Source organism: Paenibacillus taichungensis, assembly GCF_050994985.1.
Classification (GTDB): Bacteria; Bacillota; Bacilli; order Paenibacillales; family Paenibacillaceae; genus Paenibacillus; species Paenibacillus taichungensis.
The window spans coordinates 6,014,214-6,027,316 of sequence record NZ_CP194720.1; the positions used below are offsets into that span (position 1 = coordinate 6,014,214).

The following is a 13,103-nucleotide window of genomic DNA, read 5'->3' on the forward strand; positions in this document are numbered from 1 at the left end:
CTCCTCAGAAGCTTAAATTAATAAGCATTCCCCGAATTTCTCCTACTTGCTGTAATAACGTAATCTTGCCCTCTTCTGTTTCCAAAAGCTCATCAGCCATGGATAATAAGGCAGAGTCAATCTCATCAATTAACTTGTAACGTTTCCCTCTTCCCCGACGATCCCATCCTCGAGTCTCTTTCATAGACACACCACGACGGACCGTTTCCTCCAGAAATCTTTTTACAAGCTGCTTGTATGCTTTTAATTCTCGAATGGTCATGGAACGTGACAAACGATCACCCTGCATCTGAATTTCACTTAATCGGCGGGTAAGTTCAGCCTGTGATGCCCGTTCACCCTGGTGATTCATCATATCAGAGAAATTTTTGGATTGAACCGGTTTGGAGCCGGAATCGGAAGAACTGAGTCCACTCTGCATCGGTCGGAATCCAGGATTGATTTTCATGGAAACGCCTGCTTTCTACCTTAGTAGGCCAATCGACCATCAGCACAGTGCGCGCTGCGCCTGTGCATGGAGGAGACCTTATTATATGTGCTACATCATACTCTATATATAATAGTAGTTAAATATCACCACATGGATCTATTCGTTGGTTAGTCAACCTCTGTCCGAAATAAAATCTTCCCTGATTGAAAAGTTTTTCCGGACAGAGAACGCGATATCTTGATAACAAGAAGGACGCTCAATAGGATTTATGCGAAATGCATCATTAAAAGTGTTCGAATCGATCTACCGGAAGAACAAACACGGTAGCTCCACCTACTTGAACTTCGACAGGTAGCGGCAGGTAAGAGTCGGTTGTTCCGCTCATCGGAGTGACGGGAGTCACGAGCTGTTCACGAACCTTACAGCTGCTGCGAATGACGTTCATTACGGACTCGACCTGACCATCATCGACACCGATCATAAACGTCGTGTTGCCTGCCTTCAAAAATCCACCGGTACTGGCCAATTTCGTAGCCCGAAAATTTGCTTTGACCAATGCGCTGGATAATCGGTTGCTGTCTTTATCCTGTATAATCGCAACAATCAGTTTCATCCTGCATAACCTCCTTCAGATAATAAGCACCTTGTGAAATGCCCTGTCTATATATTAGACAATTACTCGTCAAAATCCTTCAAAATCCCTGTCTCAAGCGACAAAATCATTGCTGCCAAGACCTCTTCTTGCTTTTGAGAAGCATCGATGACTTTGATCCTGTCAGGAAACTGTTCCTTCAGCAGAAAATAGCCTTCACGCACTTTGCGGTGGAACTCCAGACTTTCGAGATCCAGGCGGTTAACTTCACGTCCATCGTGGGCATCAATGCGGGCGAGCCCTGCTTCAGGCTCGATATCCAGATAGAGTGTGACATCTGGCATCAGTTCACCTATTGCAAATCGATTGATGGCCCAAACATTTTCTATGCCAAGACCACGAGCGTATCCTTGATAGGCCAGACTGCTGTCGACAAATCGGTCACAGATAACGGTCTTCCCTGCCTTCAATGCAGGCTCCACCTTCTCTGCCAGATGCTGGCTGCGTGCAGCTGCATAGAGCAGCGCTTCGGTTCTTGCATCCATTGCCGTATGAAGAGGATTGAGAATGATGGCACGTATTTTCTCCGCAATTTCAATCCCGCCAGGTTCCCGAGTAACTACATATGGTATACCCTGTTCTTCAAAATAAGAACCTAGCTTACTGATCATCGTTGTTTTGCCGGACCCTTCTCCCCCTTCCAACGTAATGAATTTACCTCTGCCCTGCATATGCTTCCCTGCTTTCTATATCGATAATTGCTCCTAATTGTGCTGCGATAACTACAATCTCGATCCTCTCATACTCCAGACTATGAATGAACCCGCCCAGAGGTGTATGTTCATGAATTACTCCATAGATTGGTTTGAAAGTATTTCGAGTTTGGTACAAGCTTTCTTATTATAACTACTATACATGATCCCGCGTTAACGGTCAGCTATTCTCCAATATTTCCGTTAAGGCACATAGCCTGATCAGCCGTAAATCAACCATACCCATAGAGGGAGCATGACAGAGCCGGCAATAGCACTGACAATCATGGATACGGAACTCAGTGCTACCGCATTTTCTCCATACTCAAAGGATCTTGCCATGCCCAGTGCGTGGGAAGCCGAGCCGAGTCCGATCCCATACGCATTTTTGCTACTTACTCTGGCCCATTTCAATATCAAGGGTCCCAATAATATCCCCGAAAATCCGGCTATCATCACAAATAACGAAGTGAAGGATGAATTTCCTCCCACCTGATCAGCCAGTTGAATGGCAACAGGTGTCGTAATGGATTTGGGCAATAAAGCGATAACGATATCTTGCGGATAACCGAGCAGCAGCGATATGGCGGCCCCTGTGGACATACCAACGATGCTTCCACCCAAGGTCCCCCCTAATATCGGGATAATATTCCGTTTCAGTACATCAAGGTGTTTCGCCAAAGGAAATGCCAGAGAAACTACAGCCGGCCCCAATAACTCCTGTATCCATTTGCCACCAAGCATGTACGTATCGAGATTAATACCGGAAAGGACCAGAATCAGTACGATTACAGTCGTTGCCGTCAAGACGGGCATAAGGATCGGCCACTTCAACCTTCTATATAGATGAGTCGCCGGAATATATATAGCCACGGTCAAGGCAATCATTCCGATTCCGAGGATGAATGCGAGCATGAGATCGCCTCCTTCTTGCCTTGATGCGTCGATCTCCACGCCATGAGCCATTCACTAATTTTCGCAGACAACAGACAGGTAACCAATGTACTAACGACTAACCCCAGAACAAGCAGCACGGTATTGGCTCTAAAAAAATCAAAATGATTGATTATGCCCACCGTGGGAGGGATAAATAATAATTGCAAGTTCGATTGAAGCCAAGATGATCCTTCTTCACCCCAGCTTATTCTGATCCATCCCAGTTGAATGACGATGAATAGAAGCAGCATCCCGACAATACTTCCTGTTAACGGCAGATGCAGTACAGCCTGAACCAGGTTTCCTATCCAATAAAAACCGTACATCAGTATGACTTGCAGGACTATTCCCGTATATTTTTTTAGCGGAATATCCAAAGTTTGTTCCCTTCTTTCTTATGTCCAGACAACAATGATGTCCTAACTTGTTTGAGCATTTTGCATGAATTCAAAGCGTGTCTTCTAAACTCAATTATTCCCTGATGATTTTCAATGATTGCAGCGAAGTATCCGATACACCATGAAACCTTGCTCCTTCATCTCTCAGCAGCTTAATACGTGTTATCATGGCTGCACTTATTCGTTCACCAGCGTATACAAGGGGTATACCGGGAGGATACGGAGTGACCATCTCCGCAGAGCGAAGACCTACACAATTATCAATGGATACCTCTGTCGTATCCTCCTCCATAATCGGCTGCAACGTAAACGGGATAGGCTCCGAAAAAGGAGTGCTTTCTTGAAAATTGTTCCACGTGGAAATAAAATTTATAGCCTCTTTTGTTAAACGCTGTGATTGCTCACCAAGAGATTGGCTCTGCTCCTGTTCAAGGCTAATTTGCTGTAAAGCCTGCAACAGGTGCTCGGCATCGCGCAGCGTCGAGCCCAGGCTAAAGAGCAGGACGACGTATCGTTCGTCGCTCATTTCGGGCACGCAGCCGCGCACTTCCAGCTGCTGCTGCAGCCCATAACCGCTCAGCACCCCTGTGCCGTCATAGATGACGGCCTTGAACGGGTCCTGAGCGGTGTACCCCGCGGCTGAAGGCAACGCCGCCGCGGGCAGAGCTTCAAGCCGCCCCGGTGCACCGGCGGCCTCGGCATTACCGCCAGCTACCGGCTTCGTCCCGGCTGGCGGCTCTTGCTGCAGCTGCTGCCACGGCTGCAGCAACCGAAAGCGCGGCAGCTCCGCGAGGCCGCGCTTAAAGGCATCCACGGCGGCAAGTCCCGCCGTGAAGGCATTCGCGCCCTGCGTATGCAGCAGGCGGCGCGCCAGATCAAGCGAAGCCATCACCGGGTACGATGGGCTTGAGCTTTGCACCATGGCCAAACGCTGACGCAGCAAGGACCGGTTTAACCGTGGTCCTTGAACGTGCAGCATGGCTCCCATGGTGAAAGCAGACAGCATCTTGTGGGTCGACTGCACCACACCGTCTGCTCCGCATGACAGTGCGGAGGCTGGCAGCTCCGGATGCTGCCCATAATGCGCGCCGTGCGCTTCATCCACGAGCAGCGGCATGCCTGCCTCATGGCACACCTCAGCAATGGGCTTCAGATCAGCACCCATGCCATAATAATTGGGCAAAGTCACAAGTACTCCCTTTGCCTCAGGATGTGCTTGGACAGCGGCCTGCACCGTCTCAAGCGACGGCATCACCGCAAGTCCACTCGTTGGATCAACCCATGGCTCCAGGAATACAGCCCTTGCGCCTGCCAGCATCAACCCATGAATGATGGACTTATGCACATTACGCTGTACCAGTACAAGACTATTAGGTTCATTACATACGGTCAGCAGCAAAGACAAATTACCAGACGTACTGCCTCCGACAAGAAAGAAGCTCTCCTCTGCTCCAAAACAATCCGCTGCCAGCTGCTGTGCCTCCAATATAACCCCTTCTGGATGATGCAAATCGTCCGTCCCCGAGATTTCCGTTACATCCAGCCGCATCATCTCCAGAAACGCACTCACCGGTACAACATCTGCTGCAGATGCGTCAGTTTCATTCTCAGCATGAACCGTCAGCCCGTGAATTTTATTGCCATACCTCTCTTCCTCAGCTTGTCTGAAGCAATCCTCCCCAACAGGTACTGACCGTCCCGAACTTTGTTTTCCCTTTGCCTCACCCTCATTACGGTGAATTTCAACAGCTCCCCCATCTAACTGCTGCTGGTCCGCTTGCTCCAGTAACCTTCGATAGACTTGTCCATTCTTATGCCCAGGTACATGAAAAGAACGCTGCCCTGAATCACGATACGCAAGCAACGCTTCATATAAAGGTGCGGTATTTGATTTATGCTTCATTGAATAATCATCCTGTACATTCATAAATTTTGATACGGTCCGTACCAATGCTCTCTCTCTAACTACCTAGACCTCTCCACGCTTGTTTCTCTCCTACGATCTGCTGTATTCAAAACGTGTAGGCAAAGTACTTCTCCTTTCATTATATCAGGAATTGTCCAGCACCCGTGCAAACCACCGTTTTTACCGATGCAGCAGCATCATATCCAGTCACCCCATGGGTGCTTATCATCTCCATTTTCCCCTCCTTATTTACCTAATAGAAACAGAAAAAGGCCCCTAGGGCCTCTATGCACATCGATACAAATCAATGTGATGTTCACTAATATGATTTAACGCTCTTTATGCGTTCTTTTGCACCCAAATCTGCTTCATTTGATGAATAAAATAATTGTACTTGGCATCTTGTGCATCCGTATGAACCATTTCTGCTTCGCAAGCGTCACATATAAATTCGGATACAATAAAAATGCCTTCTCTTTTGGTCTGTTCGCAGATAATGCATGTGTGTTCGGCGTGTCCTTCCATCAACCATCCCACCTTGTTTTACGTATTACTATCAGTATTGCACAGTTTCTATTATTTTAAACCTTTTCATAGTGCTTTCTTTCTATAAAATATATATATTCGCTTACCCCTCTGTGGGTGTCTGTACCGAAAACAAACATAAGAAAAAGGCCATTCGTTCTATACTTCAGCGAGACAGCCTGCATTTGTTACCCCTTCTCCTTAACCTTATAACGTCTCTAAAACCTCGCAGACCTGCAATTTCTTCTATTATATGAAAATCATTTTGGACAGCCATTACAAGAAACATTCCCGCACTTCATTGTATTTCTTATGTAATTATCTCCTCCTTCTACAGCTACGAAAAACTTATATTCTATAATCTTAAAAAAACTTGGATTTTCAGCCGATATATAATACATCACCATTCAGAACCTGACAGCCAGGTCGTTTCAAAGGTATACTTGTATAGAATGATTCTACTTCCATATCTTGTACATCAATCTGGAGTACATACAAGGTTCAAATGTGCAACTCAGCGTCATCCATTTCCTTATTTATGAAAACGAATACCTTTTATGAATGAACGTGATCCCAGAAGGAGGATTTGTAATCGTATGATCGCCGAACCGGAGAATAAAGCAACCTTTTATCAATACCGGCTTCTGAAAAAAAAGGCCATTGCCCGCAGCGTAATCTTCAGCTATCTGTCTTTACCTGTAATTATGCTTTTGTTTAATCTGTTAGCATTCTCCTGGACCGGCCTCTTCTACTTTATCCTGGCAGGCCCGATCACACTATGGATTCATTATGTCATCGCCAGAACCATATTACTGCTAGTCCGTACCTCCTATGCACGTCGTTGGCGATGGAATCTCAAAATGCCTTGGTTTGGCTATATTCCAGACCAACATTTCAGCTACCGTATGTTCGTCCGGGTCCACCTCAATATGAGCTGGATTGGATTATGCATCATTACCGTCTGTTTAATATGGTCACCCTTGTCCTTCACCCTATCGTTGATTTTCTGGCATCTGTGGCTGCTTGTACCGCGTCTATATGTTGTACTTGTTCTGTCACGCGAACGTAAGGACGGGCTTATCAAATTAAATGAACAAGATGTCTCCTACTACCTGCAATAATTGTTCTTCTAACCGTTATCTATAACCTTGCCTACACGCAATATATAGTAGAACCCAGTAATACATAATCGCTAAAGTTCATCCATACCTTCTATTCAAACTGACGCAACCACCCCTACGACACGCTTCTTTGATTACTGCGTCATGCTTCCAAATCTTAAAGGTTATCCACAGTGGATAACCTTTATTCATTTCCCCTCCCTTTCTCCCTTATCCACAGCATGGGTATAGTTAAAATGGTTATCCCCAATAGAGTTCATTCATTTCCGTTCCGTCACTCCCTAGCTTATTGAATACCGTTTCTGATATTGAGTATGTATTAGGCTCATAATCGCTCCTTCGGTATCTTCTCCCCTTTTCTATGTTTAGTTGCTCTACAGACGACTGAAACCAGCCTCTACAGGCACCTACTATCTTTGCTATCTATGCCTCATGTCTCCTGTGTGAGTGCTGTAAGCCTGCCTCTCTACAGCTCCTGGTTAAGTCACCGCCAAAAGAAAAACTCCGAACGATCCATTGCTCATCTAATATGGTTCATGACAGACAAAAATAAATATAAAAAGCCCCCGATCAGTAATCGGGAGCTTTACTATCATACGGACCATTACACCGTTAATTGTCGAACCATTACATCAAAGCACAACTCATTCAGTCATCATCATCAAGTGATTTTACTGTCGTCTGAGCAGCTTCACTTTTCGGAACCATTACTGTGAAGAAGCCATCATGTACAGCTAGATGTACAGTATGCCCTTCTTTAGCAAATACACGTAGGGAACTTGAGTCATTGGATGTACTCTTGGCTTGCTTTTCTGTCCAACCCCAGCTCTTAATCTCGTCTAGATACACCTCAGGAATACTAGTGCTCTCACTAATACCAGATAGCGTATATCGAACATAATCCATATCCGAATTGTTTTCAGACTGGTCAGATTTATTCGCCACTTTAGGAACCGGGAAACCCTTCTCGTTTACCGCTCCTTCATAAGAAGTCCATGCAGATCCTGCTTCACCACATCCTACAAGCACGCCTACCAGGCCGAGCAAGAGAAACGAATGAAGAACTAGTCTTCGCCAACTTGTCACACACACCCTCCTTTTCACAGCTGCACATTCCAGCTCTGTGGTCAGGTACTTTTAGCATATTTAACATAGTCCTATTATACTGGTTTCGAATGCGTTTTCCGTAACAAAAATGTTACCTTCATTTCAAGACTTTTTAAAGCATTCATTTACCCTCTTTTGAAAGTCAATTCAACCTCTATTTATATCAGCTTCCAACGCCAAATTTCAGTCCATCTTCAAAAAGCTAATCCTCTATTTTTGCTTATAAACAAATAAAAACCACCACCGAATAACATCGGCAGTGGTTCTTTGCTTGGCGGCGTCCTACTCTCCCAGGACCCTGCGGTCCAAGTACCATCGGCGCTAGAGGGCTTAACGGTCGTGTTCGGGATGGGTACGTGTGGAACCCCTCCGCCATCGCCACCAAACGCATAGCTTAGCTTACATTCAGAGATCATTCTCTGAAAACTAGATCCGAAACGAAATTCGCGATTTACAACTTGCATATTGGATAAGCCCTCGACCGATTAGTACTGGTCAGCTCCATGCATTGCTGCACTTCCACCCCCAGCCTATCTACCTCGTCGTCTTCAAGGGGTCTTACATACTGGGAAATCTCATCTTGAGGGGGGCTTCACGCTTAGATGCTTTCAGCGCTTATCCCGTCCGTACATAGCTACCCAGCGGTGCTCCTGGCGGAACAACTGGTACACCAGCGGTACGTCCATCCCGGTCCTCTCGTACTAAGGACAGCTCCTCTCAAATTTCCTACGCCCACGACAGATAGGGACCGAACTGTCTCACGACGTTCTGAACCCAGCTCGCGTACCGCTTTAATGGGCGAACAGCCCAACCCTTGGGACCTACTTCAGCCCCAGGATGCGATGAGCCGACATCGAGGTGCCAAACCTCCCCGTCGATGTGGACTCTTGGGGGAGATAAGCCTGTTATCCCCAGGGTAGCTTTTATCCGTTGAGCGATGGCCCTTCCATGCGGTACCACCGGATCACTAAGCCCGACTTTCGTCCCTGCTCGACTTGTAGGTCTCGCAGTCAAGCTCCCTTATGCCTTTGCACTCTTCGAATGATTTCCAACCATTCTGAGGGAACCTTTGGGCGCCTCCGTTACTCTTTAGGAGGCGACCGCCCCAGTCAAACTGCCCACCTGACACTGTCCCCGCACCGGATTACGGTACCAGGTTAGAACCTAGATACGATCAGGGTGGTATCCCAACGGTGCCTCCACACAAGCTGGCGCTCATGCTTCAAAGGCTCCCACCTATCCTGTACAGATCGTACCCAAATTCAATATCAAGCTGCAGTAAAGCTCCATGGGGTCTTTCCGTCTTGTCGCGGGTAACCTGCATCTTCACAGGTATTAAAATTTCACCGGATCTCTCGTTGAGACAGCGCCCAAGTCGTTACGCCATTCGTGCGGGTCAGAATTTACCTGACAAGGAATTTCGCTACCTTAGGACCGTTATAGTTACGGCCGCCGTTTACTGGGGCTTCGGTTCACAGCTTCGGATTGCTCCTAACCGCTCCCCTTAACCTTCCAGCACCGGGCAGGCGTCAGCCCGTATACTTCGCCTTACGGCTTCGCACAGACCTGTGTTTTTGCTAAACAGTCGCTTGGGCCTTTTCACTGCGGCCCCCTCGTGCTATTCACACTACCGGGGCACCCCTTCTCCCGAAGTTACGGGGTCATTTTGCCGAGTTCCTTAACGAGAGTTCTTCCGCGCGCCTTAGAATTCTCTTCTCGCCTACCTGTGTCGGTTTGCGGTACGGGCACCATCACCTGGCTAGAGGCTTTTCTTGGCAGTGTGAGATCATGACCTTCGCTACTATAATTTTCGCTCCCCATCACAGCCCAGCCTTACGATGTGCGGATTTGCCTACACATCAGCCTCACTGCTTAGACGGACATCCATCAGTCCGCGTCACTACCCTGCTGCGTCCCCCCATTGCTCATAACGGCTTACGGTGGTACAGGAATTTCGACCTGTTGTCCTTCGACTACGCCTTTCGGCCTCGCCTTAGGTCCCGACTTACCCTGAGCGGACGAGCCTTCCTCAGGAACCCTTAGGCTTTCGGCGGATCAGATTCTCACTGATCTTTTCGTTACTCATACCGGCATTCTCACTTGTATAATGTCCAGCGCTCCTTACGGTACACCTTCAACCCTTATACAACGCTCCCCTACCCCTGATGCAAGCATCAAGCCATAGCTTCGGTGGTGTGTTTAGCCCCGTTACATTTTCGGCGCAGAGTCACTCGACCAGTGAGCTATTACGCACTCTTTCAATGGTGGCTGCTTCTAAGCCAACATCCTGGTTGTCTGTGCAACTCCACATCCTTTCCCACTTAACACACACTTGGGGACCTTAGCTGATGGTCTGGGCTGTTTCCCTTTTGACAATGGATCTTAGCACTCACTGTCTGACTCCCGGAAGTAAGTCTATGGCATTCGGAGTTTGACTGAGCTTGGTAACCCTTGCGGGCCCCGCACCCAATCAGTGCTCTACCTCCACGACTCTGTTTTCCGAGGCTAGCCCTAAAGCTATTTCGGGGAGAACCAGCTATCTCCGAGTTCGATTGGAATTTCTCCGCTACCCCCACCTCATCCCCGCACTTTTCAACGTGCGTGGGTTCGGGCCTCCAGTGCGTGTTACCGCACCTTCACCCTGGACAGGGGTAGATCACCCGGTTTCGGGTCTACGTCCACGTACTACATCGCCCTATTCAGACTCGCTTTCGCTGCGGCTCCGGCTCTTCACCTTAACCTTGCACGGGAACGTAACTCGCCGGTTCATTCTACAAAAGGCACGCCATCACCCCTAAAACGGGCTCTGACTTTTTGTAAGCACACGGTTTCAGGTTCTATTTCACTCCCCTTCCGGGGTGCTTTTCACCTTTCCCTCACGGTACTGCTTCACTATCGGTCGCTAGGAAGTATTTAGCCTTGGCAGATGGTCCTGCCGGATTCATACGGGGTTTCACGTGCCCCGCACTACTCGGGATACATCTCGGAGAGAACCAACTTTCAAGTACAGGGCTTTTACCTTCTTTGGCGGGCCTTTCCAGACCTCTTCGTTTAACCGGTTCCTTTGTAACTCCATGTGAGATGTCCCACAACCCCAAAGAGCAAGCTCTCTGGTTTGGGCTTCTCCGCGTTCGCTCGCCGCTACTGACGGAATCACTATTGTTTTCTCTTCCTCAAGGTACTTAGATGTTTCAGTTCCCCTGGTATGCCTCTACATAACCTATGTATTCAGTTATGAGTAACTGGAAATTACCCCAGCTGGGTTTCCCCATTCGGACACCCCCGGATCAAAGCTTGCTTACAGCTCCCCGAGGCAGTTTCGTTGTTCGCCACGTCCTTCATCGGCTCCTAGCGCCTAGGCATCCTCCGTGTGCTCTTAGTAGCTTAACCAATTGCTCAGATGAGCAAATGCAATCTACCGTTTTTATTGAAACTTGTTTACACAAGTTCAGCTTAAAAAGGAATGTTCTAATTCGCAAAATTTCGTTTCGATATCTAGTTTTCAAAGAACAAGCTCCATGCAAAAGCAAGCTGTTTGAGAGTTTGAGCTCTCAAAACTGAGCAACGAGTGAGTAACTAGCCGACCTGGCTAGATTTTGTATTTGAATGTTTCCACTCGGGAAACGATTCTCCATAGAAAGGAGGTGATCCAGCCGCACCTTCCGATACGGCTACCTTGTTACGACTTCACCCCAATCATCTATCCCACCTTCGGCGGCTGGCTCCTTGCGGTTACCCCACCGACTTCGGGTGTTATAAACTCTCGTGGTGTGACGGGCGGTGTGTACAAGACCCGGGAACGTATTCACCGCGGCATGCTGATCCGCGATTACTAGCAATTCCGACTTCATGCAGGCGAGTTGCAGCCTGCAATCCGAACTGAGACCGGCTTTTTAGGATTCGTTCCACCTCGCGGCTTCACAGCCCGTTGTACCGGCCATTGTAGTACGTGTGTAGCCCAGGTCATAAGGGGCATGATGATTTGACGTCATCCCCACCTTCCTCCGGTTTGTCACCGGCAGTCACCTTAGAGTGCCCATCCGAAATGCTGGCAACTAAGATCAAGGGTTGCGCTCGTTGCGGGACTTAACCCAACATCTCACGACACGAGCTGACGACAACCATGCACCACCTGTCTCCTCTGTCCCGAAGGAAAGATACATCTCTGTACCGATCAGAGGGATGTCAAGACCTGGTAAGGTTCTTCGCGTTGCTTCGAATTAAACCACATACTCCACTGCTTGTGCGGGTCCCCGTCAATTCCTTTGAGTTTCAGTCTTGCGACCGTACTCCCCAGGCGGAGTGCTTAATGTGTTAACTTCGGCACCAAGGGTATCGAAACCCCTAACACCTAGCACTCATCGTTTACGGCGTGGACTACCAGGGTATCTAATCCTGTTTGCTCCCCACGCTTTCGCGCCTCAGCGTCAGTTACAGCCCAGAGAGTCGCCTTCGCCACTGGTGTTCCTCCACATATCTACGCATTTCACCGCTACACGTGGAATTCCACTCTCCTCTTCTGCACTCAAGTCACCCAGTTTCCAGTGCGATCCGGGGTTGAGCCCCGGGATTAAACACCAGACTTAAATGACCGCCTGCGCGCGCTTTACGCCCAATAATTCCGGACAACGCTTGCCCCCTACGTATTACCGCGGCTGCTGGCACGTAGTTAGCCGGGGCTTTCTTCTCAGGTACCGTCACCTTGAGAGCAGTTACTCTCCCAAGCGTTCTTCCCTGGCAACAGAGCTTTACGATCCGAAAACCTTCATCACTCACGCGGCATTGCTCCGTCAGGCTTTCGCCCATTGCGGAAGATTCCCTACTGCTGCCTCCCGTAGGAGTCTGGGCCGTGTCTCAGTCCCAGTGTGGCCGATCACCCTCTCAGGTCGGCTACGCATCGTCGCCTTGGTGAGCCGTTACCCCACCAACTAGCTAATGCGCCGCAGGCCCATCCCCAAGTGACAGATTGCTCCGTCTTTCCAGTTCTCTTCAGGAGAAGAAAACAACTATTCGGTATTAGCTACCGTTTCCGGTAGTTGTCCCAAGCTTGAGGGCAGGTTGCCTACGTGTTACTCACCCGTCCGCCGCTAACCATCAGAGAAGCAAGCTTCTCATCAAGTCCGCTCGACTTGCATGTATTAGGCATGCCGCCAGCGTTCGTCCTGAGCCAGGATCAAACTCTCCAATAAAGTATTGAAAAGAGCGATAAGCTCATTTTGAAACTGACGAGATTAAAAATCTCTTTTTATGCTCCAGTCGACCCAAGCCAAGGCTTGTCTCAAACTTTCGCGTTCATTCTGCAAGCAGAATGTTTACTCACTCGTTGTTCAGTTTTC

The 13,103-nt window shown here is 48.4% G+C and carries 9 protein-coding genes and 3 rRNA genes; 1 reads left to right on the top strand and 11 read right to left on the bottom strand.

The genetic code is table 11. The features are described from left to right. Window positions 1–4 precede the first annotated feature (4 nt). The 7 genes from ACR1R9_RS27215 to ACR1R9_RS27245 form a co-directional block, all read right to left on the bottom strand. Entirely contained in the window at window positions 5–448 is a 444-nt protein-coding gene (locus ACR1R9_RS27215; protein ID WP_024633694.1) for a YaaR family protein, read from the bottom strand. A 265-nt stretch (window positions 449–713) separates the two neighbouring features. Continuing rightward, window positions 714–1,043 carry a cyclic-di-AMP receptor gene (locus tag ACR1R9_RS27220; RefSeq protein WP_017691391.1) on the bottom strand — a complete coding sequence of 110 codons (330 nt, stop codon included), beginning with the start codon at window positions 1,041–1,043 and terminating at the stop codon, window positions 714–716. A gap of 62 nt (window positions 1,044–1,105) precedes the next feature. Then, on the bottom strand, window positions 1,106–1,753 hold the full coding sequence (gene tmk, locus ACR1R9_RS27225; protein ID WP_326066196.1) for a dTMP kinase: 648 nt from the start codon (window positions 1,751–1,753) through the stop codon (window positions 1,106–1,108). Window positions 1,754–1,996: 243 nt separating this feature from the next. Beyond that, complete coding sequence (locus ACR1R9_RS27230; RefSeq protein WP_076292107.1) at window positions 1,997–2,689, bottom strand: LrgB family protein; 693 nt, start codon at window positions 2,687–2,689, stop codon at window positions 1,997–1,999. Next, the gene (locus tag ACR1R9_RS27235; protein ID WP_083679149.1) at window positions 2,659–3,087 is read right to left on the bottom strand and encodes a CidA/LrgA family protein; all 429 of its coding nucleotides are present in this window, start codon (window positions 3,085–3,087) and stop codon (window positions 2,659–2,661) included. The genes ACR1R9_RS27230 and ACR1R9_RS27235 overlap by 31 nt, the downstream gene beginning before the upstream one ends. Before the next feature lie 94 nt (window positions 3,088–3,181). Next, window positions 3,182–5,011, bottom strand: a complete 1,830-nt coding sequence (locus ACR1R9_RS27240) for an aminotransferase class I/II-fold pyridoxal phosphate-dependent enzyme (protein WP_433922276.1) — start codon at window positions 5,009–5,011, stop codon at window positions 3,182–3,184. Window positions 5,012–5,353: 342 nt separating this feature from the next. After that, complete coding sequence (locus ACR1R9_RS27245; RefSeq protein ID WP_024633689.1) at window positions 5,354–5,539, bottom strand: sigma factor G inhibitor Gin; 186 nt, start codon at window positions 5,537–5,539, stop codon at window positions 5,354–5,356. A gap of 596 nt (window positions 5,540–6,135) precedes the next feature. On the opposite strand from ACR1R9_RS27245, the gene ACR1R9_RS27250 reads away from it, so the two are divergent. Continuing rightward, window positions 6,136–6,660 (top strand): hypothetical protein, encoded by a 525-nt coding sequence (locus tag ACR1R9_RS27250; protein WP_063568461.1) that lies wholly within the window; start codon window positions 6,136–6,138, stop codon window positions 6,658–6,660. Between the two features lie 648 nt (window positions 6,661–7,308). Here the strand turns inward: ACR1R9_RS27250 and ACR1R9_RS27255 are convergent. The 4 genes from ACR1R9_RS27255 to ACR1R9_RS27270 all read right to left on the bottom strand — a co-directional run bounded on the left by ACR1R9_RS27255 (window position 7,309) and on the right by ACR1R9_RS27270 (window position 12,956). Continuing rightward, window positions 7,309–7,746: a hypothetical protein gene (locus ACR1R9_RS27255; RefSeq protein WP_076292105.1), complete on the bottom strand. Its 438-nt coding sequence runs from the start codon at window positions 7,744–7,746 to the stop codon at window positions 7,309–7,311. A gap of 290 nt (window positions 7,747–8,036) precedes the next feature. After that, window positions 8,037–8,153 (bottom strand): 5S ribosomal RNA (gene rrf, locus ACR1R9_RS27260). Between the two features lie 79 nt (window positions 8,154–8,232). Next, a 23S ribosomal RNA gene (locus tag ACR1R9_RS27265) occupies window positions 8,233–11,157 on the bottom strand. A 247-nt stretch (window positions 11,158–11,404) separates the two neighbouring features. Next, window positions 11,405–12,956: ribosomal RNA gene (locus tag ACR1R9_RS27270) — 16S ribosomal RNA — on the bottom strand. Together the 16S, 23S and 5S rRNA genes form the textbook arrangement of a ribosomal RNA operon. Window positions 12,957–13,103: the final 147 nt, after the last annotated feature.

What these genes read in the sequence shown, in the direction of transcription:
- ACR1R9_RS27215 (WP_024633694.1), bottom strand. Translation starts at nt 448, where the DNA reads ATGAAAATCAATCCTGGATTCCGACCGATGCAGAGTGGACTCAGTTCT.
- ACR1R9_RS27220 (WP_017691391.1), bottom strand. Translation starts at nt 1,043, where the DNA reads ATGAAACTGATTGTTGCGATTATACAGGATAAAGACAGCAACCGATTA.
- tmk (WP_326066196.1), bottom strand. Translation starts at nt 1,753, where the DNA reads ATGCAGGGCAGAGGTAAATTCATTACGTTGGAAGGGGGAGAAGGGTCC.
- ACR1R9_RS27230 (WP_076292107.1), bottom strand. Translation starts at nt 2,689, where the DNA reads ATGCTCGCATTCATCCTCGGAATCGGAATGATTGCCTTGACCGTGGCT.
- ACR1R9_RS27240 (WP_433922276.1), bottom strand. Translation starts at nt 5,011, where the DNA reads ATGAAGCATAAATCAAATACCGCACCTTTATATGAAGCGTTGCTTGCG.
- ACR1R9_RS27245 (WP_024633689.1), bottom strand. Translation starts at nt 5,539, where the DNA reads ATGGAAGGACACGCCGAACACACATGCATTATCTGCGAACAGACCAAA.
- ACR1R9_RS27250 (WP_063568461.1), top strand. Translation starts at nt 6,136, where the DNA reads ATGATCGCCGAACCGGAGAATAAAGCAACCTTTTATCAATACCGGCTT.